The 22,731-nt window shown below is 74.1% G+C and carries 23 protein-coding genes and 1 tRNA gene; 18 read left to right on the top strand and 6 right to left on the bottom strand.

Annotation, left to right across the window (positions count from 1 at the left end; all coding sequences use genetic code 11):
* Positions 1 to 2 precede the first annotated feature (2 nt).
* From EQG70_RS07690 to EQG70_RS07755, 14 genes are all read left to right on the top strand, one after another.
* Positions 3 to 245 (top strand): RNA-binding protein, encoded by a 243-nt coding sequence (locus EQG70_RS07690; protein WP_017833757.1) that lies wholly within the window; start codon positions 3 to 5, stop codon positions 243 to 245.
* A gap of 139 nt (positions 246 to 384) precedes the next feature.
* Entirely contained in the window at positions 385 to 1,038 is a 654-nt protein-coding gene (gene rimM, locus EQG70_RS07695) for a ribosome maturation factor RimM (protein WP_035929809.1), read from the top strand.
* On the top strand, positions 1,038 to 1,856 hold the full coding sequence (trmD, locus tag EQG70_RS07700; protein WP_035929813.1) for a tRNA (guanosine(37)-N1)-methyltransferase TrmD: 819 nt from the start codon (positions 1,038 to 1,040) through the stop codon (positions 1,854 to 1,856). Before rimM ends, trmD begins: the two co-directional genes overlap by 1 nt.
* 195 nt (positions 1,857 to 2,051) lie before the next feature.
* Positions 2,052 to 2,456, top strand: a complete 405-nt coding sequence (gene rplS / locus EQG70_RS07705) for a 50S ribosomal protein L19 (RefSeq protein ID WP_017833754.1) — start codon at positions 2,052 to 2,054, stop codon at positions 2,454 to 2,456.
* Between the two features lie 16 nt (positions 2,457 to 2,472).
* Positions 2,473 to 3,153: a signal peptidase I gene (gene lepB, locus EQG70_RS07710; RefSeq protein WP_109267997.1), complete on the top strand. Its 681-nt coding sequence runs from the start codon at positions 2,473 to 2,475 to the stop codon at positions 3,151 to 3,153.
* Positions 3,154 to 3,215: 62 nt separating this feature from the next.
* Positions 3,216 to 4,121 (top strand): signal peptidase I, encoded by a 906-nt coding sequence (gene lepB, locus EQG70_RS07715; protein WP_232035286.1) that lies wholly within the window; start codon positions 3,216 to 3,218, stop codon positions 4,119 to 4,121.
* Complete coding sequence (locus EQG70_RS07720; protein WP_109267996.1) at positions 4,111 to 4,884, top strand: ribonuclease HII; 774 nt, start codon at positions 4,111 to 4,113, stop codon at positions 4,882 to 4,884. The genes lepB (EQG70_RS07715) and EQG70_RS07720 overlap by 11 nt, the downstream gene beginning before the upstream one ends.
* Positions 4,881 to 5,225 (top strand): DUF2469 domain-containing protein, encoded by a 345-nt coding sequence (locus EQG70_RS07725; protein WP_017833750.1) that lies wholly within the window; start codon positions 4,881 to 4,883, stop codon positions 5,223 to 5,225. The genes EQG70_RS07720 and EQG70_RS07725 overlap by 4 nt, the downstream gene beginning before the upstream one ends.
* A 112-nt stretch (positions 5,226 to 5,337) precedes the next feature.
* Positions 5,338 to 5,706, top strand: a complete 369-nt coding sequence (locus EQG70_RS07730; protein ID WP_035929827.1) for a YraN family protein — start codon at positions 5,338 to 5,340, stop codon at positions 5,704 to 5,706.
* A 186-nt stretch (positions 5,707 to 5,892) separates the two neighbouring features.
* Complete coding sequence (locus EQG70_RS07735; RefSeq protein ID WP_109244284.1) at positions 5,893 to 7,083, top strand: hypothetical protein; 1,191 nt, start codon at positions 5,893 to 5,895, stop codon at positions 7,081 to 7,083.
* A 165-nt stretch (positions 7,084 to 7,248) separates the two neighbouring features.
* Positions 7,249 to 8,820, top strand: coding sequence for a YifB family Mg chelatase-like AAA ATPase (locus tag EQG70_RS07740; RefSeq protein WP_109222452.1), 1,572 nt, complete (start codon positions 7,249 to 7,251; stop codon positions 8,818 to 8,820).
* Positions 8,821 to 8,946: 126 nt separating this feature from the next.
* Positions 8,947 to 10,155: a DNA-processing protein DprA gene (dprA, locus tag EQG70_RS07745; RefSeq protein ID WP_109267995.1), complete on the top strand. Its 1,209-nt coding sequence runs from the start codon at positions 8,947 to 8,949 to the stop codon at positions 10,153 to 10,155.
* Between the two features lie 9 nt (positions 10,156 to 10,164).
* Positions 10,165 to 11,115, top strand: coding sequence for a tyrosine recombinase XerC (locus EQG70_RS07750; RefSeq protein ID WP_017833745.1), 951 nt, complete (start codon positions 10,165 to 10,167; stop codon positions 11,113 to 11,115).
* 309 nt (positions 11,116 to 11,424) lie between these two features.
* Positions 11,425 to 11,928: a DUF3145 domain-containing protein gene (locus EQG70_RS07755; RefSeq protein ID WP_031283140.1), complete on the top strand. Its 504-nt coding sequence runs from the start codon at positions 11,425 to 11,427 to the stop codon at positions 11,926 to 11,928.
* Between the two features lie 152 nt (positions 11,929 to 12,080).
* Here EQG70_RS07755 and EQG70_RS07760 read toward each other — a convergent pair whose 3' ends face one another.
* The 6 genes from EQG70_RS07760 to aceE all read right to left on the bottom strand — a co-directional run bounded on the left by EQG70_RS07760 (position 12,081) and on the right by aceE (position 20,202).
* Complete coding sequence (locus EQG70_RS07760) at positions 12,081 to 13,340, bottom strand: beta-ketoacyl-[acyl-carrier-protein] synthase family protein (RefSeq protein ID WP_017833743.1); 1,260 nt, start codon at positions 13,338 to 13,340, stop codon at positions 12,081 to 12,083.
* A 111-nt stretch (positions 13,341 to 13,451) separates the two neighbouring features.
* Positions 13,452 to 13,697, bottom strand: coding sequence for an acyl carrier protein (locus EQG70_RS07765; RefSeq protein WP_109267994.1), 246 nt, complete (start codon positions 13,695 to 13,697; stop codon positions 13,452 to 13,454).
* Positions 13,698 to 13,905: 208 nt separating this feature from the next.
* Positions 13,906 to 14,973 carry a beta-ketoacyl-ACP synthase III gene (locus EQG70_RS07770; RefSeq protein WP_035929841.1) on the bottom strand — a complete coding sequence of 356 codons (1,068 nt, stop codon included), beginning with the start codon at positions 14,971 to 14,973 and terminating at the stop codon, positions 13,906 to 13,908.
* A 111-nt stretch (positions 14,974 to 15,084) separates the two neighbouring features.
* On the bottom strand, positions 15,085 to 15,999 hold the full coding sequence (locus EQG70_RS07775; protein ID WP_109267993.1) for an ACP S-malonyltransferase: 915 nt from the start codon (positions 15,997 to 15,999) through the stop codon (positions 15,085 to 15,087).
* Between the two features lie 78 nt (positions 16,000 to 16,077).
* Positions 16,078 to 17,352, bottom strand: a complete 1,275-nt coding sequence (locus EQG70_RS07780) for a PucR family transcriptional regulator (protein ID WP_109267992.1) — start codon at positions 17,350 to 17,352, stop codon at positions 16,078 to 16,080.
* Between the two features lie 111 nt (positions 17,353 to 17,463).
* A complete protein-coding gene (aceE, locus tag EQG70_RS07785) occupies positions 17,464 to 20,202 on the bottom strand; it encodes a pyruvate dehydrogenase (acetyl-transferring), homodimeric type (RefSeq protein WP_035929960.1) in 2,739 nt (912 codons plus the stop codon).
* A gap of 454 nt (positions 20,203 to 20,656) precedes the next feature.
* Between aceE and EQG70_RS07790 the strand changes: the two genes are divergently transcribed.
* The 4 genes from EQG70_RS07790 to EQG70_RS07805 all read left to right on the top strand — a co-directional run bounded on the left by EQG70_RS07790 (position 20,657) and on the right by EQG70_RS07805 (position 22,707).
* Positions 20,657 to 21,073 carry a DUF3052 domain-containing protein gene (locus EQG70_RS07790; protein WP_017833737.1) on the top strand — a complete coding sequence of 139 codons (417 nt, stop codon included), beginning with the start codon at positions 20,657 to 20,659 and terminating at the stop codon, positions 21,071 to 21,073.
* A 35-nt stretch (positions 21,074 to 21,108) separates the two neighbouring features.
* Positions 21,109 to 21,567: a peroxiredoxin gene (locus EQG70_RS07795; RefSeq protein WP_017833736.1), complete on the top strand. Its 459-nt coding sequence runs from the start codon at positions 21,109 to 21,111 to the stop codon at positions 21,565 to 21,567.
* Positions 21,568 to 21,598: 31 nt separating this feature from the next.
* On the top strand, positions 21,599 to 22,501 hold the full coding sequence (locus tag EQG70_RS07800) for an NAD-dependent protein deacetylase (RefSeq protein WP_109267991.1): 903 nt from the start codon (positions 21,599 to 21,601) through the stop codon (positions 22,499 to 22,501).
* Positions 22,502 to 22,631: 130 nt separating this feature from the next.
* A tRNA-Val gene (locus tag EQG70_RS07805) sits at positions 22,632 to 22,707 on the top strand.
* Positions 22,708 to 22,731: the final 24 nt, after the last annotated feature.

Here is a 22,731-nt window from a genome sequence, read left to right on the forward strand (position 1 = left end):
TCATGCTCGCCGACGCGTTGGAGCACCTGGTCCGCGGGATCGTGGACAGCCCCGATGACGTCGACGTCCGTGTCAAGAGCGGGCGCCGGTCGGAGACCCTCGAGGTCCGGGTGCACCCGGACGACCTCGGGCGGGTCATCGGCCGCCAGGGCCGCACGGCCAAGGCGCTGCGCACCGTCGTGGGCGCACTCGCCGAGGACGGCCCGGTCCGGATCGACGTCGTCGACACCGACCGCACCCGCTGAGGCGCGCACCGGGCGCCCCGGCGTCCGGTCCCGCCGCCCGCACGGTCCCCGCATCCGCACCGGATGCGGGGACCGTCGGCTTTTCCCCGTCACCGCACCCCTCCCCGCGGCCACCCGGCCGCCGACCCCCAGGAGATCCATGAAGGTCCAGGTCGCCCGCGTCGGCAAGCCCCACGGCATCCGGGGGGAGGTCACCGTGCAGCTGTTCACCGACGCCCCGGAGGAGCGCTTCGCCCCCGGCGCCCGGCTGCTGCTCGAGCCGTCCGTCCCCCTCGCCCCCGAGGGCGTGGTCACCGTGCGCGGGGCGCGCTGGAACAAGGCCGTGCTCGTGGTGGCCCTCGAGGAGGTCCCCGACCGCAACGGGGCCGAGACCCTGCGCGGAGCCCACCTCTACGCCGAGGCGCTGGAGGAGGACCCCGAGTCCGACGAGTGGTACGAGCACGAGCTGGTCGACCTCGAGGTGCGCACCGGCCCCGAGGACGGGTCGGGCCCGCGGATCGGCGTGGTCACCGGGCTGCGCACCCTGCCCGTCCAGGACCTGCTGGAGATCGAGCTCGACGAGGGGCGGCGCGAGGCCGTGCTCCCCTTCGTCGAGGAGATCGTCCCGGTCGTCGACCCCGAGGGGGGCTTCGTCGTGGTGACCCCTCCGCCGGGGCTGCTCGAGCTCGGCCTCGACGACGGGAAGCCCGACGAGGGGAACGACGACGACGGGAACGGCGACGCCGTGAACCCCGGCGACGGGAACCCCGGCACCGGGGACCCCGCGGACGGGGCGACGGAGGGCGGGCGCTGATGCGCATCGACGTCGTCAGCATCTTCCCCGAGTACCTCTCCGCCCTGGACCTCTCCCTGATCGGCAAGGCCCGGCAGCAGGGCCTCCTCGAGCTGACCGTGACGGACCTGCGCGAGTTCACGACCGACCGGCACCGCACCGTGGACGACACCCCCTACGGCGGCGGGGCCGGCATGGTGATGAAGCCGGAGCCGTGGGCCGCGGCGCTCGGCGCCGTCCTCGGCGGCGGACCCGCGCCGGCGGGGGAGCGGCCGGTGCTGGTCGTGCCCTCCCCGGCCGGTGAGGTCTTCACTCAGGCCACCGCCCGCGAGCTGGCCCTGCGGGAGCACCTCGTCTTCGCGTGCGGGCGCTACGAGGGCATCGACGAGCGCGTGGTGGACTGGTCCCGCGAGCACTTCGAGGTCCGCCCCATGAGCCTCGGCGACTACGTCCTCAACGGCGGGGAGGTCGCCGTGCTCGCCATGGTCGAGGCCGTCGGGCGCCTCGTGCCCGGCGTGGTCGGCAACCCCGAGTCCCTCGTGGAGGAGTCCCACGCCGACGGCCTGCTCGAGTACCCCGTCTACACCAAGCCCGCGCTGTGGCGGGACCGGCCGGTCCCCGAGGTCCTGCTCTCCGGCCACCACGGCCGGATCGCCCGCTGGCGGCGGGACCGCCAGCTGCAACGCACCGCCGCCCGCCGCCCCGACCTCGTCGCGTCCCTCGACCCCGCCGGCCTGGACCGCGCGGACCGCGCCGTCCTGGCCGAGGCCGGGTGGGTCGTCTCGGGCGGACACGTGGTGCGCGCCGGGGACGGCGCCTCCGGGGAACCTGTGGCATAATGTTCAGCTGTGTGTCTGCTGGGCACGCCCCTGCCGCAGGGGGATGAGCGACCAACAGCCGGACACCCGGGGCCCCGAACAGGGCTCCCGTCACCACGTCTTGCGGATCCCGCACCCGGACCGGGCACCGCCCCGCCACCACGGATCCGTGCCGACCCACGTGAGCGACCTGCGGCGTTCACCAGGAGAGTCACCATGAACATTCTCGACCAGCTCGACGCCAAGTCGCTGCGCAGCGACGTCCCCGACTTCCGTCCGGGCGACACCCTCAACGTGCACGTCAACATCGTCGAGGGCAGCCGCTCCCGCGTCCAGGTCTTCAAGGGCTTCGTCCTCGGCCGCCAGGGCGCCGGCGTGCACGAGACCTTCACCGTCCGCAAGGTCTCCTTCGGCGTGGGCGTGGAGCGCACCTTCCCGGTGCACTCCCCGGTCATCGAGAAGATCGAGGTCGTCACCCGCGGTGACGTCCGCCGCGCGAAGCTCTACTACATGCGCGACCGCCACGGCAAGGCCGCCCGCATCCGCGAGAAGCGCGACAACACCACGGCCAAGTCCTCGAAGTCCGGCAAGGCCGTCAAGTCCGGCAAGTCCGGCAAGTAGGACAGCGCGCGCTTCGGTGTCCACCGGAACCCGCGCACGGGACCCCCGCGCCACCGGGTCCCACGCCGTTCGGCGAGAACGCCAGCCCCGTGCTCGGGGCTGGCGTTCCGTCGTCCTCGCCCTCCTGGCGGCCGTGCTGGTCACGGGTCTGCTGCGCGCCTTCGTGCTGGACGTCTACTGGATCGGGTCGGACTCGATGCAGCCCACGGTCGAACCGGGGGACCGGGTGCTCGTGGGCAAGCTCGTCGACGAGGACGCTCTCGAACGGGGCGACCTCGTGGTCTTCGACGGGCGGGGCAGCTTCGCCCCGCTGCACAGCGACGACCCGTGGCCCGTGCAGGTCCTGCAGACCCTCGGCCGGTGGAGCGGGCTCACCGGCTCGGACAGCGTGTACCTCAAGCGGGTCATCGGCACCCCCGGGGACACCGTCGCCTGCTGCGGTCCCTCCGGCCGCCTCGAGGTCGACGGCGAGGAGGTCGTCGAGGACTACGTCCTCGACGGGGACCGGCCCAGCGAGGTCGAGTTCACCGCGGTGGTCCCGGAGGGCAGGCTCTGGCTGATGGGCGACCACCGGTCGGTGTCGGTGGACTCGCGCAGTCTGCTCGGCGCGCCCGGTGGCGGACTGGTCCGAGCGGATAAGGTCATCGGAGAACCCATTGCTGTTCTGTGGCCCCGGGACCGGGCCGGGCAGCTCTGACGCGATCCGCACGGATCCGGATCCGGACGCCCACAGGCGTCCGCCCAGGAAGGACGAGAGCAGTGGCCGACAGGACCCAGCCCGCCGGCGACGGCGTGCCCCAGGAGAACCACGGCGTCCCCGGTGACGCCGCCGTTCCCGTCCCGGCAGCGCCCACCGCCGACGCGGAGCGCGCCACCGCACCCCTCGACGGCGCCGAGGACGGGCAGGACCAGGCGTCGTCGCGCCGCGCGGGGCGGCGCTCCTCCGACCGGCGCTCCCGCAAGAAGCGTCCCGACACCTTCTGGGGCTCGGCGCGGGAGATCCTCCTCGTGCTGGTCTGGGCCGTGCTCATCGCCTTCGTCGTGAAGACCCTGCTGGTGCGGGGGTTCTACATCCCCTCCGGCTCGATGGAGAACACCCTCCAGCTCAACGACCGCATCTTCGTCAACGTGCTCGAGCCCACCTTCGGCCCGCTCGAGCGCGGGGACATCGTGGTCTTCGAGGACGCCAAGGGCTGGCTGCCGGCCCAGCCCGACAGCGGGGGCGGGCCGACCGACGCCGTCTACGACGCCCTGGCCTTCGTCGGCGTGCTGCCCGACCGCACCGACCAGCACCTCATCAAGCGCGTCATCGGGGTCGGGGGCGACACCGTGGCGTGCTGCGACGCCTCGGGGCGGGTCACGGTCAACGGGGAGGCCCTCGAGGAGCAGGACGCGTACCTCCACCCCGGGTCCGCGCCCTCGGAGCTCGAGTTCGAGGTCGAGGTCCCCGAGAACCACTACTTCGTGCTGGGCGACCACCGGGACGCGTCCGCCGACGCCCGGGTGCACCTGGCCGAGATCGCGGACAACGGAGCGTTCATCAGCCACGACGACGTCGTCGGCACCGCGTTCGTCATCGCCTGGCCGCTGGACCGGTTCCAGCTGCTGCAGAACCCGGACGAGGTCTTCGCCGACGTCGCCGACCGGTCCGCCGGTGGCTCCTGAGCCCCGGCCGGGCCGGCGCGCGGCGCCGCCCCGGGGCGGGGCCCTGGGGCTCGTCGTCGAGCGGTCCCTGCAGGAGCCGGACGGGCGCCTCGTCGGCGGGATGGACGAGGTGGGCCGCGGGGCCCTCGCCGGACCCGTCACCGCCGGGCTGGTCGTCCTGCGACCCGGGACCGGGCGCGGGGTCCCCGGGCTGCGGGACAGCAAGCTGCTCACCCCTGCACGGCGAGAGGCGCTCGTCCCCCGCATCCTCGCCTGGTGCGCGGCCGCCGGCGTCGGCCACGCCTCGCCGCAGGAGATCGACGGACTCGGGCTGACGGCCGCGCTGCGCCTGGCCGGACACCGGGCGATCGCGGCCGCGGCGCGGCGGGGGACGCCGCCCGACGTCGTGCTCCTCGACGGCGCGCACGACTGGCTCTCGGAGCCCGGCGCCGGGACGCTCTTCGGAGACCCCCCGCCCGCGGCGGACGGCCTCCCGGTGCACGGGTGGGACGGACAGGTCGTGACCCGCGTCAAGGCCGACCTGACGTGCGCGTCCGTCGCCGCCGCCAGCGTGCTCGCGAAGGTCGAGCGGGACCGGGTCATGGGCGAGCTCTCCGCGGGCTGGCCGCAGTACGGTTGGGACAGCAACAAGGGCTACGGCGCCGTCCGGCACCGCCGCGCCCTCGAGGAGCACGGGACCACGCCGCACCACCGGCTCAGCTGGCGGCTCACGCAGGCGCCGCCCGCGGCCGCGCCGAGCACGATCGGAGACGGGACGACATGAGCGCCGAAGAACTCGAGAACTTCGAGACGGACCTCGAGCTGCAGCTGTACCGCGAGTACCGGGACGTCGCCGGGCTCTTCCAGTTCGTGGTGGAGACGGACCGCCGCTTCTACCTGGCCAACTCGGTCCGGGTCGAGCCGGTCGAGACGAAGAACGGGCTGTACTTCGACGTGGAGCTCAAGGACGCCTGGGTGTGGGACGTCTACCGCTCCGCCCGCTTCGTGAAGCACGTGCACGTCATGAGCTTCAAGGACGTCAACGTGGAGGAGCTCGCCCACGCGGACCCTTTCGCGGTGCCGGGCGCCGCCGGGCCCGTGCCGGAGGGGCCCGCGGCCCCCTGATCCGCCCTGCACACGGCCCCTGGGGCCCCTCGGCGGGGGACCGGCGCGGCGCACGATGAGGGCACCCGACCGGCCGCCGCCGGGACGGCGCCGCCGAGCAGGGAGGTGTCCCGTGTCCGAGGGACTGGGCGCGCGCGGCGAGCAGCTGGCGGCCGCCCACCTCGAGGCGCGGGGGTACCGCGTCCTGGAGCGCAACTGGCGCGCACGGCCCTCCCGGGACGGACTGCGGGGGGAGGCCGACCTCGTCGCGGAGCACGAGGGCTGGGTGGTCGTCGTCGAGGTGAAGACCCGCTCGAGCCTGCGGTACGGGCATCCGTTCGAGTCCATTACGCGGCAGAAGATCGTCCGTCTGCACCGCCTGGCGGCCGCCTGGGCGCGGGCCCACGACCGCGACCCCCGGGTGGTCAGGGTCGATGCCGTTGCAATTACTTTCGCACACGGCGGAGGGCCGGAGATCGAGGTCCTGCGGCAGATCCAATGAGACGCGGCGCGCCCGGGCCCGCGTGACATGCCTCGTGCGACGTGCCAATGTTGAACCGTCGATGACCGGGAGTAACGACGGAGGTGTGCTGTGGTCGCTGCGGGACCGCTCGCCGCTCCACGACGCGCTGCGGCTCTCGCGGCGGCTGTCGCGGCGGCTGTCGCGCTGACCGCCACCGGGTGCGGCGTGCTGAAGGCCCCGGAGCCCGACGCGATCGCGCAGCCGGGCACCGTGACCACCGCGCCCAGCGGTCTCAGCCCGGGCCCGTACGCCCTCACCACCGACGAGGGCGCGGTCATCACCTTCGACCTGCCCACCGTGCCGGCCCCCGACGACGACGTCGAGCAGCTGCGGCGGGACCTGAGCGTGGAGCCGGTGGTCTACGTGGAGCTGCACATCGACAACACCGAGGGCACCCGCACCGTCCAGATCGACGACCTCAAGGTGATCAGCCACGAGGGCGGGCAGTTCCCGTTCGAGCCGGTCGCCGAGGTCCTCTCGGACTGGGACCCCAACCGCTCCGGGGAGGGGGGCTTCTGGGGCGCCGACGGCTCCCCCCTCGACCCGCAGGAGGGCGCCCGGCTCGACGCCCGCACGCACGAGCTGATCGCCCAGTACACCGGCGCCGTGCCGGTCGGCGCCACGGGCCGGGAGCTCATGGTCGGCGACTTCGAGAAGCTGCCGAAGACCTTCGACGACATCGAGCTGTCCCCGTACCCCAACGACCGGTCACAGGACCCCGCCCCGGTCGGGCACGGGCCCGAGCAGCGCCAGTACCGGGCCGGGGTGCCGAAGCCGGCGCCCCGGGAGCGGATCGAGGCGGAACCGGCGCCGGCACCGGCGGCACCCGAACCCGCCCGTCCCGCCGCGCAGCCGCCTCGCGTGCCTGCCGCGCCGGTGCCGGCCGAACCCGCACCGGCCCCCGAGCCCGAGCCCGAGCCGGCGGCGCCGCAGCCGCCGGTGGAACCGGCGAACCCCCAGCAGCCGGTGGACCCGGTGATCCCTCCCGTCGTCCCTCCCGTCATGCCTCCCGCGGAGCCGACGCCGGAGCCCACGCCGACGCCCGTTCCCCCGGTCGCGCCACCGCCGGAGGAGACCATGCCTCCCGCCGAGAACCCCGCCAGGGGCGAGGTCGCCACCCCCGGGGCCACCGCCGGCGCCTCGGCCTCGCCCTCGCCGAGCACCTCCAGGCGCTGGAACTGGCCCCCGCGCCCGGAGTCCACGCCGACGCCCGCGCCGTCGGCCTCGACCACCGCTCCGTCGCCCGCTCCGTCCCCCACGGCGACACCCACCCCCACGGCCTCCACGGGCGCTCCGTCACCGGCCGCGACGCCCGGGCCGTCACCCTCGCTCCCCAGCGGGGCCGAACTGGCCTGAGCCGGCGGACTTCTCCACCGTCGGGCGGGCGACACCGCCGCGCTCCGCCGGCACGGCACAGTCTGGGAACGAGGAGGTTCCCATGCACCGTCGTCGTCCCCTTCCGTACCCCGTCCCCGGGCGCCGCCCCCGGGACCCCGTCGCGCCCGCCACCGGGGTGCGCTGATGGGCTTCGCACGCACCTGGGCGGTGGCCCTGGTCGGGCTCGACGGGTCGATGGTGGAGGTCGAGGCGGACATCGGGCAGACCCTGCCCGCCTTCTCCATCGTGGGGCTGCCGGACGCCGCGCTCAACGAGGCGAGGGAACGGCTGCGGGCGGCGGCGCGCAACAGCGGGATGCCCCTGAGCCCGCGCAAGCTCACGGTCAACCTGACCCCCGCGACGCTGCCCAAGCGGGGATCCCTCTTCGACCTCGCCATCGTGATGAGCGCCCTGCAGGCCGCCGGTGACGTGCCCGCAACCGGACGGACCGTCTTCCTGGCCGAACTGGGCCTGGACGGGGCGCTGCGGCCGGTGCGCGGCATCCTGCCGGCGGTCATGGCCGCCGTGCGCGCCGGGCACGAGCGGATCGTCGTCCCGGCGGCCAACGCGGCGGAGGCGGGGCTGGTCCCCGGCGCACGGGTGGAGGGCTTCCGCTGCCTCGCCGACGTGCTCGCCGGCGCCGGGGCCGATCCCGCCGGTCTGTGCCGGCCGGCACCTGCCGGGTCCGTCCCGGGCGGGGCAGCGCCGGGCCTGCCCGGGACGGACGGCGTGGGGACCCACCCCGCACCCCGCGCCGCACCGGATCTCGCCGACGTCGCCGGGCAGACCGACGGGCGCCTGGCCCTGGAGATCGCCGCCGCCGGCGGGCACCACCTGCTCATGGTGGGCCCACCAGGATCCGGCAAGACGATGCTCGCCGAGCGGCTCCCGGGCCTGCTGCCGGACCTCGAGGACGACGCCGCGATGGAGGTGACGGCCGTCCACTCGCTCAACGGGGCCGCCGGGCGGTGCACCGCCCTGATCCGGCGCCCTCCCTTCGAGGCGCCGCACCACACCGCCTCGGCGGCCGCCCTGTTCGGGGGCGGGTCCGGGATCCCGCGCCCCGGTGCCGCCTCCCGGGCGCACCGCGGCGTCCTCTTCCTCGACGAGGCCCCCGAGTTCGACCGTGGGGTCGTCGACGCGCTGCGCCAGCCCCTCGAGAACGGCCGGGTCGTGATCGACCGGTCCACGGCCTCGGCGGTCTATCCGGCCCGCTTCCAGCTGGTCCTCGCGGCGAACCCCTGCCCGTGCGGGCAGGCCGGGGGCCGGGGCGCCGACTGCACGTGCACCCCACGGATGCGCCGCAGCTACTTCGGCAAGCTGAGCGGTCCGCTGCTGGACCGGGTGGACCTGCAGATCGCGGTGCCGAAGGTCTCCTACGGCGAGCTCGCCGCCGGGGCGGGACAGGGGGAGAGCACGGCGGAGGTCGCCGTGCGCGTCGCCCGGGCGCGGGCGGCCCAGGCGGAGCGTCTGCGCGGCCTGGGGCTGCGCACGAACGCCGAGCTCGGGGGCAGCCTCCTGCACGGTGCCCTGCGTCCCCCGCGCCCGGTCACCGCCCCGCTGGAGCGGGCCATGGACCGAGGCTCGCTGACCGCCCGAGGGCACCAGCGGGTGCTCCGGGTCGCCTGGACGCTGGCCGACCTGGAGGGCCGGGGCGTCCCGGTGCTCGACGACGTCGACACCGCGCTGTACTTCCGCTCCCTCGTCCCGGCCTGAGCGCCGCCGCATCCGCCCCGTCCCGCCCGTCCCGCCCCGTCCCGCCCGTCCCGCCCCGTCCGGCCCGGTTGGTCCGGTCCGACCCATTCCGTCTAGTCCGACCCGTCCGCGACAGGAAGGCCCGCCATGCACTCCGCCCCGCCCGGCACACGCTCCGGCCACGACCCGCTGCTGCTGGCCCGCGCCGGGCTGTCCCGGCTCGTGGAGCCGACCGACGCCACCGCCATGCTGCTGCTGGCGGCGCTCGGACCGGTCGCCGCGCTCGAGATCGCCACGGGGACGCGCCCCATCGGCGCCGGGGAGCACCCGGTGTTCGTGCGGGCGGCCGCCGAGGCCGGGTACGGTCCCCGGCAGGTCGACCTCCGGCGCGCCCTGGCCCGCTGGGCGCCCCGGGCGGCGGACCTCGACCCCTCCGCCGACCTGGGGATCGCCGCCCGGGCGGGAGCGTGGTTCGCGATCCCCGAGGACCCCGACTGGCCGGCGGCGCTGGCCGACCTGGGCCTGTTCCAGCCGGTGGGCCTGTGGGGCCGCGGCGACCGGCGGCTCCTCGGCTTCCCCGCCGCCCGCTCCGTCGCCGTCGTCGGCTCCCGGGACTGCTCGACCTACGGCCGGCAGGTCGCCCTGGACATCGCCGGCGCCCTGGCCGCCCGCGGCTGGACGGTGGTCTCCGGCGGTGCCCACGGCATCGACCAGGCCGCCCACTCGGCCGCGCTGGCCACCGGCACCGCGCACCCGCCCACGGTGTCGGTCATGGCGTGCGGGATCGACCGCCTCTATCCTCCGGGCAACCACGAGCTGCTCCACCGGGTCGAGGCCGCCGGGCTGCTGCTGGCCGAGGCCGCCCCCGGGTGCACGCCCAGCCGCTACCGCTTCCTCCAGCGCAACCGGATCATCGCAGCCCTCTCCGCCGGCACGGTGGTGGTCGAGGCCCGGTGGCGGTCCGGGGCGCAGAACACGGCCCACCACGCGGACGGGCTCAGCCGCCCGGTGGGCGCGGTGCCCGGCAGCGTCCACGCCGGCACCTCCGCCGGCTGCCACCGGCTGGTGCGGGAGGGCACCGCCGTCCTGGTCACGGACGTCGACGAGGTGCTCGAGCTCGTCCAGCCCCTCGGGACGGCGCCGGCGCCCGACCGCCCCGCCCCGGCCTCCGTCGTCGACGGGCTCTCGGACCGGGACCGCGTGCTCCTCGACGCGCTGCCGATGAGGGTGCGCAGCCGCCCGGACCACCTGTCCCGCGTCGCCGGCCTGTCCGCCCGCGAGGTGCTGGGCGGGCTGCGCCGGCTCGAGGGGCGCGGCCTGGCGGAGGGGGCGGGGGAGGGGTGGCGCCGCCGCTAGAATCGCCGCATGACCTCCGACGCCGCCCCGCTGCCCACGGCCGTGGTCCGGGCCCTGGAGCGGTACACGGACCACCTGGTGCACGAGCTGGCGCGCAGCCCCCGCACCGTGGACGCCTACACGGGCGACCTCCGCGCCCTCTTCACCTGGCTGCACGCCCGGTACGGGGTCGCCGCGCCGGCCGCCGTGGACCTGGAGATGCTCCGGGCCTGGCTGGCCGCCCGGCACGCCGAGGGGGCGGGCCGCTCGTCCATGGCCCGCTGGACGGCGTCGGTCCGCGGGTTCTTCGGCTGGGCCGCCGGCACCGGCCTGGTGGGCGCCGACCCCAGCCTGCGGCTCGTCGCCCCGCGCCGCCGGCGCCACCTCCCGGACGTCGTGCCCGCCGACGGGATGCGCGAGCTGCTGGACGATCTCGCGGCCCGCTCCACCGAGCCCGGGACCGCGGGGGTGGAGGGCGCGCTCGTCGCCCGGGACCGCGCCCTCCTCGAGCTGCTCTACGCCACCGGTGCGCGGGTGGGCGAGCTCACGGGTGCCGACGTCGACGACGTCGACCGCTCCCGCCGCGTCCTCACGGTGATCGGCAAGGGCGACAAGCAGCGCACGGTGCCCTTCGGCCGCCCCGCCGACGACGCGCTGCAGCTCTGGCTGGCCCGCCGGCCCGTGCTGGCCGCGGCGGGCAGCGGGCCGGCGCTGTTCCTCGGGTCCCGGGGCGGCCGGATCGACGCCCGACAGGTCCGGCGCGTCGTGGAGCGGGAGCTCGGCACCGTCCCCGACACCGCCGCCCGGGGTCCGCACGCCCTGCGCCACTCGGCGGCCACGCACCTCGTGGACGGCGGCGCCGACCTGCGCACGGTGCAGGAGCTGCTGGGGCACGCCTCCGTGGCGACCACCCAGATCTACACGCACGTCTCCGTGGACCGCCTGGGAACCGTCTACCGACAGGCCCACCCCCGGGCCTGACGTGCGCCGGGGCGGAGGATCGCGGAGCAACACGGCGTCCCGGGTTGACGCCCGTGGAATGTTTGCAGTTGAATGAGTGGCGTATTGTACTCGACGTCCCGGACACGGCAACACGCTCGGAGCCGGCCGGAACGACGGGTGCGGCACCCGGGCGACCGGACGCCGCGCGGGCCTCGAATCCCCGCGGCGGGACGCGAGCCCGGACAACAGCATCGTCCGGTCGCGGCACGCTCGCCGCGGCCCGACGGGTGGGACCGCTTCCGTGCAGGGCGTTGGGGAAGACGTACCTACACGACGGAGGAACAGGTCATGTCTGCACCCACCACGCGCGGAGTGCTCTACGTGCACTCGGCTCCGCGAGCGCTGTGCCCGCACATCCAGTGGGCGCTGGAGTCGGTCGCGCGCCAGCGCACGGAGCTCGAGTGGACCCAGCAGAACGCCGAGCCCGGTTCCGTGCGCGCCGAGCTGGAGTGGTCCGGACCCGCGGGGACCGGCGCCCTCCTCGCCTCGGCGCTGCGCACGATGGGCCGCCTCCGGTTCGAGGTCACCGAGAACCCGTGCCGCGGCCACGACGGCGCCCGCTGGTCCTTCACCCCCGACCTCGGGATCTTCCACGCGACCACGGACGCCGCCGGCAACATCATGGTCTCCGAGGACCGGATCCGCTACGCCTACGAGACGGCGGCCGGCAACCCGCTGCTCGTCATCAACGAGCTCTCCCTCGCCCTGGGGGAGGCCTGGGACGAGGAGCTCGAGCCCTTCCGGCACGCCGCGGAGGGCGCCCCGGTGCGCTGGCTGCACCGCGTCGGCTGAGCCCCCGCGGCCCCGCCCCGCCTCCGGGGGCACGGGCCCGCAGCGCGCAAGAGGGCCGTCCCGCGATCAGCGGGACGGCCCTCTTCCGTGCGTCCGAACGGTCCGCGCCCGGACGGGCTGCGCCCGACGGCGCGGGCGCGGCGGGCGTGCGCTCAGACGGTGCGGAACGCGGCGACCGCGTTGTGGCCGCCGAAGCCGAAGGAGTTGGACACGGCCACGAAGTCCCCGGAGGGAAGGTCGCGGGCGTCGGTGACGACGTCGAGGTCGATCTCCGGGTCCTGGTTCTCCAGGTTGATGGTGCAGGGCGCGGTGCGGTGGTGGACGGCCAGCACGGTGAGCACGGCCTCGACGGCGCCCGAGCCGCCGAGGATGTGGCCCGTCATCGACTTGGTCGCCGAGACGCACATGTCGTCCACCGCCGAGCCGAACGCCCGGCGCAGGGCGCCGGCCTCGGGGGCGTCGCCCTTGGGCGTGGACGTCGCGTGGGCGTTGACGTGCTTGACGTCGGCCGGACCGAACTCCCCGGTCTCCATGGCCTCCGCGAGGGCGCGGGCCGCCCCGCGGCCCTCCTCGTCGGGCGCGGTGATGTGGTAGGCGTCCGAGGTGAGGCCGGCGCCGGCGAGCTCGGCGTAGATCCGTGCGCCGCGGGCGCGGGCGTGCTCCTCCGACTCGAGGACCACGGCGCCGGCGCCCTCGCCCATCACGAACCCGTCGCGGGCCGTGTCGTAGGGGCGGGAGGCGCGCTCCGGCTCGTCGTTGCGCTTCGACAGCGCCTGCATGGAGGCGAACGCCGCGATGGTCACGGGGTGGATCGCGGACTCGGCGCCGCCCACCACCACGAGGTCCGCCTTGCCGGAGCGGATGAGGTTCATGCCCTGGTAGAAGGCCTCCGTGCCGGAGGCGCACGCGGAGACGGGCGTGATGGACGCGGCCCGGGCCTTGAGGTCCATGCCCACGGCCGCCGCGTTGCCGTTGGGCATCAGCATGGGGACGGTGAGGGGCATGACGCGCCGGGCGCCGCGCTTCTGGAGGGTGTCGTAGGCGTCCAGCAGGGTCCAGACCCCGCCGATGCCGGTGCCGAAGGCCACGGCGAAGCGGTCCGGGTCGACCTCCTCGGAGGTCTCTGCGTTGTTGCCGGAGAAGCCGGCGTCGGCCCACGCCTCGCGGGCGGCGATGACGGACAGCTGCCCGGAGGGGTCCAGACGCTTGGCCTCGACCCGGGAGAGCACCTCGCTGGCGGGGGTCGAGACGGGCGCGGCGATCCGCACGCCCAGATCGTAGGTGTCCACCCAGTCGTGCTCGATGGCTCTGACACCGGAGACGCCCGTGGTGGCGCTGCGCCACAGCTCGGGGACGGTGCCACCGATCGGGGTGGTGGCACCGAGACCGGTGACGACTACTTTGCGGGTCATGACTGCACTTCCTCGTGTCCTGGGGTGATGCGGCGGGCGGCCCGCCCGGTCGCGGGTCGGTGCGGCGCGGCGGATCCTGCGGTCCGCCGCGCCCCGCACCGACCGGCCGGATCAGGCCTGGGCGTTGTCGATGAAGTTGACGCCGTCCTCGACGGTCTTGAGGTTCTTGACCTCTTCGTCGGGGATGGTCACGTCGAACTTCTCCTCGGCGTTGACCACGATGGTCATCATCGAGATGGAGTCGATGTCGAGGTCCTCGGTGAAGGACTTGTCCAGCTGGACGGCCTCGGTCTCGAGGCCGGTCTCCTCGTTGACGATCTCGGCCAGGCCGGTCAGGATTTCCTCTTTGCTCGCCATGGTGGCTTCCTTTCTCTGCGGCTGCCGGAGCAGCCGGTGGTGACGTGCGCCCCGGGCAGGTGCCGGGTGCATCTGTCCCGGTCGGGCCGTGGGCCCGGACCGGGGGACATCGGGTGTGCGGTTCAACCCTACGACGACTCGCAGGGCCCCGCGGCGGCACCGACACGTGAGCAGGACCCCGGGGGCCCGGTCCGCGTGCCGGCGGCGGTCAGGGGAGGACGACGACCTGCGCCCCGTAGACGAGGCCGGCGCCGAAGCCGATCTGCAGCGCCAGCTTCCCGGACAGCTCCGGGTGCTCGGCGAGCAGGCGGTGCGTGGCGAGGGGCACGGACGCGGCGGACGTGTTGCCGGAGTCGGCGATGTCCCGGGCGATGACCACGGACTCGGGGAGCTTGAGCGTCTTGGCCATCTGGTCGATGATCCGCATGTTCGCCTGGTGGGGGATGAAGGCGCTCAGGTCCTCGGGCCGCACCCCGGCCACGTCCATGGCCTCCTGCGCGCGCTTGGCGACCTCCCACGAGGCCCAGCGGAAGACCGTCTGCCCGTCCTGGCGCAGGGTCGGCCAGAGGGTGGCGTCCTCGCGCACCGCGCCGGTCTCCGGGTCGAGGAGGTCGGGGGACTGGGCCCGCTCGCGCCCCTGCTCCACCGCCCGGATGTCGGTGAGCGGGTGGGTCATCCGGATGGCGTCCCACTTGGAGCCGTCGGAGCCCCACACGGACGGGCCGATGCCGGGGGTGTCGGAGGGGCCGATGACCACGGCGCCCGCGCCGTCGCCGAGCAGGAAGGAGATGGAGCGCTCGGTGTTGTCGATGACGTCGGAGAGCTTCTCCACGCCGATGACCAGCACGTAGTCGGCCGCGCCCGAGCGGACGAGCGCGTCGGCCTGGGCGACGCCGTAGCAGTAGCCGGCGCAGGCCGCCGAGATGTCGAAGGCCGGTGCCGGGGTGGCGCCCAGGCGGTCCGCCAGGGCCGCGGCGGCGGACGGGGTGAGGTAGGGGAAGGAGATCGTGGAGACGATGACCGCCCCGAGCTGCGAGGCCTCGATGCCGGCGGCGGCCAGCGCCTCGCGGGCGGCGTGCTCGGACATGTCGAGGACGCTCACGTCCTCGGCGGCGCGGTGCCGGGTCCTGATGCCGGTGCGCTGCTGGATCCACTCGTCCGAGGACTCGATCCACTGGCAGACGTCGTCGTTGGTCACCACCACGTCCGGGCGGTAGACGCCCAGGCCGAGGATCCGGGAGTGCGCGTTGGTCTGTTGCTGCTTCAGGGTCACCACAGGGGTCGTTGCTCCTTCGTGCGGCCGGGCGGGACGGACGGGCCGGCTGGGCGGGGCGGAACGGCTGCTCCGGCCTCGGGACGGGCGGCGCACGAGGTGCGCGCGCGGACGTCAGTCAAGAATACTCCTGGCCTGCTCCAGCTCCGCCGCGGAGTTCACGGCCAGGGCCGGGACGCCCTTCATGCCCCGCTTGGCCAGGCCGACGAGGGTGCCCGCCGGCGGGAGCTCGACGAGCTGCTCGACGCCGCGCTCCAGGAGCGTCCGCGTGCACAGGTCCCAGCGCACGGGCCGGCAGACCTGGGCCACGAGCGACTCGAGGTTGGCGGCGCCGCCGCTCACGGGCTCGCCGTCGGCGTTGGAGAGCAGCGGATGCACGGGGTCGGCGGGCGAGAGCCGGGGGACCAGCTCGTGCAGGGGCTCCAGGGCCGGGGCCATGTGCTCGGTGTGGAAGGCGCCGGCTACCTTGAGGGCGATCACCCGGGCGCGGGCCGGCGGGGCCGCGGCGAGGGCGGCCAGCTGCTCGAGGGTGCCGGCGGCCACGGTCTGCCCGCCCCCGTTGGCGTTGGCGGGCGTCAGGCCCGCGGCCTCGATGGCGGCGAGGACCTCGTCCTCCTTGCCGCCGAGCACGGCACTCATGCCGGTGGGGACGGCGGCGGCCGCCCGGGCCATGGCGTTGGCCCGGGTGCGCACGAAGGCCATGGCGTCGGCCTCGGTGAGGGCGCCGGCCAGGGCGGAGGCGGTGATCTCACCCACCGAGTGCCCCGCGAAGACCAGGTCGTCCCGGCCGGGGCCGATCCGGTCCCCGAGCAGCCGGCCCGCGACGAGGCCCGCGGCCACAATGAGGGGCTGGGCCACCGCGGTGTCCTTGATGGTGTCCTCGTCGGCCTCGGTGCCGTAGTGCACGAGGTCGAGTCCTGCGGCCTCGCCCAGCTCCTCGAGGTGGGCGCGGACGCCGTCGAGGGCGAGCCATTCGGTGAGGAAGCCGGGTTTCTGGGAGCCCTGTCCGGGGCAGACGATCGCGATCACCGCTACAGCTTCGCAAGGATGGGCCCCCGCGCGGTGGCCCGGAGGCCACCAAGCCCGGCGGCGGTGTTTGTAGGGATGCTACAAGACCGGTCCCACGGCGGGGGCGGAGGTGTCGATGGGGGCGCACGAGTCCGCGAGCCGGCCCGCCACGAGGGCGCAGTGCAGCACGAACGCGTCGCGGGGGACCAGGGGGTCCCAGCCGGTGAGGTCGCTGATCCGGCGCAGCCGGTAGCGCACCGTGTTGGCGTGCACGAACAGCTCCCGGGCGGTGGCCTCGAGGGAGTGGCCGACGGAGACGTAGGCGGACAGGGTCTCCACGAGCCCGGTCGCGGAGCGCGTCAGCGGGCGGTAGACCGACTCGACCATCGCCGTGCGCGCGCTCTCGTCCCCGGCCATGGCCCGCTCCGGCCACAGGTCCTCGGAGTGCACCGGGCGGGGCGCCGCGGGCCAGGCCGGCGCCACGGACAGGGCGGCGTGGGCGAGCCGGGCGGAGCGTCCCGCCGCGAAGACCGTGGGGGACTCCGGGCCGTAGGCCACCGGTCCCGGCCCGAACGCGGCGGCGAGCTTCTCGAGGGCGAGGTCCCGGTCGGACAGCCCTCCGAGGATGAGCACGAGCCGGTCGCCCTGGATGGAGACGAGAGAGTCCTGCGCGTGGCGGCCGGCGAGCCTGCGCAGCCGGGCCACGGTGGACGGGCCGGCGCCCTCGGGCGCGGAGCCCGTGAGCACGGTGACCGGGCCCGTCGAGGTCCAGCCCAGGGCCGCGACGCGGGAGCGCAGCGCGTCGGAGTGCTCCCCCCGGAGGATCCCGTCGACCACGAGGGACTCCAGCCGGGCGTCCCACGACCCGCGGTTCTCGGCGGCGCGGGCGTACACGTCCGCGGCGGCGAAGGCGATCTCCCGCGAGTAGCGCAGCACGGCCTCCCGCAGCGCGGCCTCGTCGTGGTGCTTGGCGAGCTCCGGGACCTTCTCCTCCACGACGTCCACGACGATCCGCAGCAGCTGCAGGGCGTGCTGGAGGGAGATGGAGCGGGTCAGGTCCGTGGGGGCGCCCCGGAAGACCTGGGTGAGCACCCACAGGGGCTCCTCCGGGTCCTCGTACCAGCGCACGAACGAGGAGATGCCCCGCTGGGCCACGAGGCCCAGCTCGGAGCGCTCGTCGGCGCGCAGCTCCTCGAACCAGCCGAGGTCCGTCTCGAGCCGGCGGGTCGCGACCGTGGAGATCGCGCCCAGGTTGGCCTTGAGGTTCTCGAGCGTCCTGGGGTGGGGCGGGGCGACGGGACGGTGCCGGTCGGTGGACCGTCTGCGCGAGGGGCGCAGCCAGCGCGTCGTGGTGTTCCCGTCCTGTCCAGCCATGCCTCCGAGCTTAGAGCACCGGATCGCCGCCCCGGACCCGGGGACGACGACGGCGCCCCGCCCACCCGGACGCGGGTGGGCGGGGCGCCGTGGTGCGCCGGAGGGCTCGGCTCAGGCGTCGCCGCCCGCGTTGCCGGAGGTGCCGGCGGTGACGTCCTTGAGCGAGTACTTCTCGATCGCCTCGCCGGGAGCGCGCCAGTCGACCTCGCCGCGCTTGGCGAGCATCTCCAGGGCACGGACCACCATCGAGTGGGAGTCGATCTTGAAGAACCGGCGGGCGCCGGCGCGGGTGTCCGAGAAGCCGAAGCTGTCGGCGCCCAGGGACGCGAACTCGTTCGGGACGAACTGGCGGATCTTGTCCGGCAGGTCCGCGCTGAAGTCCGAGACGGCCACGACCGGGCCCGTGGCCCCGGCCAGCTGCTGGGCCACGAACGGGGTCCGCGTCCCGTCGCCGGGGTTGAGGAACGCCTCCTTCTCGGCCGCCAGGCCGTCGCGGCGCAGCTCGACCCACGAGGTCACCGACCACACGTCGGCGGAGACGCCCCAGTCCTCGGCGAGCAGCTTCTGCGCCTCGAGCGCCCACGGCACGGCCACGCCGGAGGCGAGCAGCTGCGCCCGGGGCCCCTCGTTCTCGGCGGGCTTGAGCAGGTAGATGCCCTTGAGGATGCCCTCGACGTCGACGTCCTCCGGCTCGGCCGGCTGCTGGTACGGCTCGTTGTAGACCGTCACGTAGTACATGACGTTGTGGTCCTCGTCGCCCGTGCCGTACATGTGCTCGAGGCCGCGCCGGACGATGTGGGCGATCTCGTAGCCGTACGCGGGGTCGTAGTGGATGACCGCCGGGTTGGTCGCGGCCAGCAGCGGCGAGTGGCCGTCGGCGTGCTGGAGGCCCTCGCCGGTGAGCGTGGTGCGCCCGGCGGTGGCCCCGATGATGAACCCGCGGGTCATCTGGTCGGCGGCGGCCCAGAAGGAGTCGCCGGTGCGCTGGAAGCCGAACATCGAGTAGAAGATGTAGACCGGCACCATGGGCTCGCCGTGGGTGGCGTAGGCGGTGCCCGCGGCGGTGAACGCCGCCACGGAGCCGGCCTCGTTGATCCCCGCGTGCAAAATCTGGCCCTGCGGGGACTCCTTGTAGGCCAGCATCAGCTCGCGGTCCACGGAGAGGTAGTTCTGCCCGTTGGGGTTGTAGATCTTCGCCGTGGGGAAGAACGAGTCCATGCCGAAGGTGCGGGCCTCGTCGGGGACGATGGGCACGATCCGGTGGCCGAACTCCTTCTCCCGCAGGAGGTCCTTCAGGATGCGCACGAAGGCCATGGTGGTGGCGGCCATCTGCTTGCCGGAGCCCTTCTTCGCGGACTTGTACGCGGCGTCCGTGGGCAGCGTGATCTCCTGCTGCTCGTGCGGGCGGTCGGGGACGAAGCCGCCGAGCTCCTTGCGGCGCTCCAGCAGGTACTTGACCTCCGGCGAGTCCTTGCCGGGGTGGTAGTAGGGCGCGCCGTAGAGGTCGCTCTCCAGCTCCTCGTCCGAGATGGGGATGCGCAGGTGGTCGCGGAAGGCCTTGAGGTCCTCCAGGGTCAGCTTCTTCATCTGGTGGGTCGCGTTGCGCGCCTCGAAGTGGCTGCCCAGGCCGTAGCCCTTCACGCCCTGCGCCAGGATCACGGTCGGCTGGCCCTCGTGCTCGGTCGCGGCCTTGTAGGCGGCGTAGACCTTGTGGTAGTCGTGGGCGCCGCGCTTGAGCTCCCAGATCTCGTCGTCGGTCATGTCCGCGACGAGCTCCTTGGTGGCCGGGGACTTGCCGAAGAAGTGGTCGCGGATGAACCCGCCGGACTCGGCCTTGTAGGTCTGGAAGTCGCCGTCGAGGGTCTCGTTCATGATCCGGACGAGCTCGCCGTCCTCGTCCTTGGCGAGCAGCTCGTCCCACTCGCGGCCCCACAGCACCTTGACCACGTTCCAGCCGGCGCCGCGGAAGAAGGCCTCGAGCTCCTGGACGATCTTGCCGTTGCCGCGCACCGGCCCGTCCAGGCGCTGCAGGTTGCAGTTGACGACGAACGTGAGGTTGTCGAGCTTGTCGTTGGCGGCCAGCTGCAGCAGGCCGCGCGACTCCGGCTCGTCCATCTCGCCGTCGCCGAGGAACGCCCACACGTGCTGCTCGGAGGTGTCCTTGATCCCGCGGTTGTGCAGGTAGCGGTTGAACTGCGCCTGGTAGATCGCGTTCATCGGGCCGATGCCCATGGACACGGTCGGGAACTGCCAGAAGTCGGGCATGGAGCGGGGGTGCGGGTAGGAGGGCAGCCCGTTCGGGGCCTTCGTCTTCTCCTGCCGGAACCCGTCCAGCTGCTCCTCGGTGAGCCGGCCCTCGAGATAGGCGCGCGCGTAGTTGCCGGGGGCCGAGTGGCCCTGCCAGAACACCTGGTCGCCGCCGCCGGGGTGCTCCGGGCCGCGGAAGAAGTGGTTGAGGCCCACCTCGTAGAGGGTCGCCACACCGGCGTAGGAGGAGATGTGACCGCCCACGCCGATCTCCGGGCGCTGGGCCCGGTGCACCATCACGGCGGCGTTCCAGCGCAGGAACGCACGGTAGCGCCGCTCGATCTCCTCGTCGCCCGGGAACTCCGGCTCCTGGTCCACCGGGATCGAGTTCACGTAGTCCGTGGTGGTGACCATCGGCACGCCCACGCTCTTCGCACCGGCGTGCTGGAGGAGGGCGCGCATGATGTACTGCGCCCGTTCCGTGCCCTGCGTCTCGATCAGGCCCTCGAAGGACTCGATCCACTCCCGGGTCTCCTCGGTGTCGGAGTCCTTCAGGTTGTTGGTCAAGCCACTGAGGATGTGGTGGTTGCTGGATGAAGGCACGTTCAACCTCTCTTCGTCGAGTTGCCCGACGGATCCCGGGCGGGTGCGCGCGCGAGGGCGCGGCCGGGACGTCCGACAGTCTCAAAAATACCCGTTGCCCGTGCCGCTGTCCGAACGCCACCCGGAACGGGCGGACGTCCGGGAACCGGGCCCGTCGTGCGGATCGCGCCGCCGGGGCCGCCTCGGGCGTACGGGGTGTCTGTGGGGACCATGCTTCCACACCCGGGGCGGGCCGTCACACGGCGTGCCGGCCCACGCGTCACCCCCATGATTCGGAGGCGCTCACCGTGCGGGAGCTTGAAAGAGTCCCTGATCCGGTGTTGTCTGGACGGTGAAGCCGGTATCCGGCCCGCCACCGTGCCCCCGCGGTCCGCCGACGGGCAGGCGGAGCCCAGCACCGGTACGCAGTGCGTGGTCGTCGTTCGTCGGCCCGATCCCAGAAGGAGCAAGAACAGTGAGCGAGGCCAAGACCACCGCGGGTGACGCGGTAGTCCAGCTCGGTTTCAAGGATGGCGACTACATCCAGGAGTTCGGATACGACGAGGACGTCGACCTCGACCTGAGGGACGGCATCGAGGAAGTGATCGGGTCGGACCTGCTGGACGAGGACGACCAGGAGGTCGTCGACGCGGTGCTCCTCTGGTTCCGCGAGGGTGACGGTGATCTCGTCGACACGCTGGTGGACGTCACCACCACCCTGGACGAGGGCGGCGTGGTGTGGGTGCTGACCCCCAAGGCGGGCCGCGACGGCTACGTGCCGCCCGCGGAGGTCCAGGAGGCCGCGCCCACGGCGGGCCTGCACGTGACGACGACCGCCCGCGTCAGCGCGGACTGGGCCGCGACCCGGCTCATGCCCAAGCGCAACGTCTGACCGGGCGTCCCGGACCCCAGCGGAGGAGACCACGCATGCTCGAGATCGGCGCGCCCGCCCCGGACTTCACCCTCAAGAACCAGTTCGGCGAGCCGGTGACCCTGAGCGCCCTCCGCGGCCGCCCCGTGGCGATCGTGTTCTACCCGTTCGCGTTCTCCGGGGTCTGCACCGGCGAGCTGTGCCGGCTCCAGGACAGCCTCTCCGTGTTCGACGACGCCGGGGTGAAGCTGCTCGCGGTGTCCGTGGACTCGAAGTACACGCTGCGGGCGTTCGCGCGGGAGGAGTCCTTCGACTTCGACCTGCTGTCCGACTTCTGGCCCCACGGGGAGGTGGCCCAGCGCTACGGGGTGTTCGACCCGGTGGCCGGTCTGGCGGAGCGGGCCACCTTCGTGCTGGACGCGCAGGGCGTCGTCGTCGACGCCTTCCGGTCGGAGCGCGGCACGCCGCGGGAGCTCGAGGCCTACCGCACCGCCCTCACCAAGCTGCACGGCTGAGCCCGGCCGGCCCGGTCCCCAGCGAGCAGCGATGCCCACCGTCCGCGCCGGCTACGGCGCCCCCGTGCACCCCGACCAGTTCCCGGACCCCGACGCCGCCGGGCTCGAGGCGGGCCTGGCCGGGGCGGCCGCGCTGCTGGACGGTCGGCGGACCGCCGTCCTGACGGGGGCGGGCATCAGCACGGAGTCCGGGATCCCGGACTACCGGGGCCCCGGCTCCACTCCCCGCACCCCCATGACCTTCGACGAGTTCATGGGCAGCGCCGCCATGCGCAGCCACTACTGGGCGCGCAACCAGTACGGGTGGCGCCACCTGGCGCGGGCCCGGCCCAACGCCGGGCACGCGGCCCTGGCCCGGCTCGAGGAGACGGGGTCCGTCACGGGCGTGGTCACCCAGAACATCGACCGCCTGCACCAGGCCGCGGGGTCCCTCAACGTCGTGGACCTGCACGGGCGCTACACGCAGGTCGGGTGCATGCGCTGTGCCACCCGCATCCCCCGGGCGGTGCTCTCCGACCTGTTCGACGAGCTCAACCCCGGCTTCTACGACTCGATCTCCTCCCCGGACGACATCGACTTCGCCCCGGACGCGGACGCGGTGGTGCCGCGCACGGCCGGGTTCCGGGTGCCGGACTGCCCGGTCTGCGGCGGGGTCCTGAAGCCCGACGTCGTGTTCTTCGGGGAGAACGCGCCCCGGCACCGGGTGCTGCGCGCGCTGCGCATGGTCGACGCCGCCGACGCCCTGCTGGTCGTGGGCTCGTCCCTGACCGTGAACTCGGGGCGCCGCTTCGTCCGGCACGCGGTGCGCGCCGACGTGCCCGTGGTGATCGTCAACCACGGGCGCACCCGGGGGGACGCCGCGGCGCGGCTGAAGGTCGACGCGTCCGCGACCGCCTTCCTGGTGGGGCTCGAGCAGCGACTCGCCCGGCCGTAGGGCGGGCGGCGAATATGGCGAACGTCACGCCGGGCGGAGCCCGCACCCGGTCGGCACCGGTGCGCCCCGGCGGGTAGCCTGTTCGGGAACCGGGTGCCGGCGGTTGCGAAAACCGCCCACCCGGTTGTCAGGGTCTTTAGCTCAGCTGGTAGAGCGCCACGTTTACACCGTGGATGTCATCGGTTCGATCCCGGTAGGACCCACCACCAGCCGGTCGCGACGCCCGCGGG

This window comes from Kocuria rosea (assembly GCF_006094695.1).
GTDB lineage: Bacteria > Actinomycetota > Actinomycetes > Actinomycetales > Micrococcaceae > Kocuria > Kocuria rosea.

What these genes read in the sequence shown, in the direction of transcription:
- EQG70_RS07690 (WP_017833757.1), top strand. Translation starts at nt 3, where the DNA reads ATGCTCGCCGACGCGTTGGAGCACCTGGTCCGCGGGATCGTGGACAGC.
- rimM (WP_035929809.1), top strand. Translation starts at nt 385, where the DNA reads ATGAAGGTCCAGGTCGCCCGCGTCGGCAAGCCCCACGGCATCCGGGGG.
- trmD (WP_035929813.1), top strand. Translation starts at nt 1,038, where the DNA reads ATGCGCATCGACGTCGTCAGCATCTTCCCCGAGTACCTCTCCGCCCTG.
- rplS (WP_017833754.1), top strand. Translation starts at nt 2,052, where the DNA reads ATGAACATTCTCGACCAGCTCGACGCCAAGTCGCTGCGCAGCGACGTC.
- EQG70_RS07725 (WP_017833750.1), top strand. Translation starts at nt 4,881, where the DNA reads ATGAGCGCCGAAGAACTCGAGAACTTCGAGACGGACCTCGAGCTGCAG.
- EQG70_RS07740 (WP_109222452.1), top strand. Translation starts at nt 7,249, where the DNA reads ATGGGCTTCGCACGCACCTGGGCGGTGGCCCTGGTCGGGCTCGACGGG.
- dprA (WP_109267995.1), top strand. Translation starts at nt 8,947, where the DNA reads ATGCACTCCGCCCCGCCCGGCACACGCTCCGGCCACGACCCGCTGCTG.
- EQG70_RS07750 (WP_017833745.1), top strand. Translation starts at nt 10,165, where the DNA reads ATGACCTCCGACGCCGCCCCGCTGCCCACGGCCGTGGTCCGGGCCCTG.
- EQG70_RS07755 (WP_031283140.1), top strand. Translation starts at nt 11,425, where the DNA reads ATGTCTGCACCCACCACGCGCGGAGTGCTCTACGTGCACTCGGCTCCG.
- EQG70_RS07760 (WP_017833743.1), bottom strand. Translation starts at nt 13,340, where the DNA reads ATGACCCGCAAAGTAGTCGTCACCGGTCTCGGTGCCACCACCCCGATC.
- EQG70_RS07765 (WP_109267994.1), bottom strand. Translation starts at nt 13,697, where the DNA reads ATGGCGAGCAAAGAGGAAATCCTGACCGGCCTGGCCGAGATCGTCAAC.
- EQG70_RS07780 (WP_109267992.1), bottom strand. Translation starts at nt 17,352, where the DNA reads ATGGCTGGACAGGACGGGAACACCACGACGCGCTGGCTGCGCCCCTCG.
- EQG70_RS07795 (WP_017833736.1), top strand. Translation starts at nt 21,109, where the DNA reads ATGCTCGAGATCGGCGCGCCCGCCCCGGACTTCACCCTCAAGAACCAG.
- EQG70_RS07800 (WP_109267991.1), top strand. Translation starts at nt 21,599, where the DNA reads ATGCCCACCGTCCGCGCCGGCTACGGCGCCCCCGTGCACCCCGACCAG.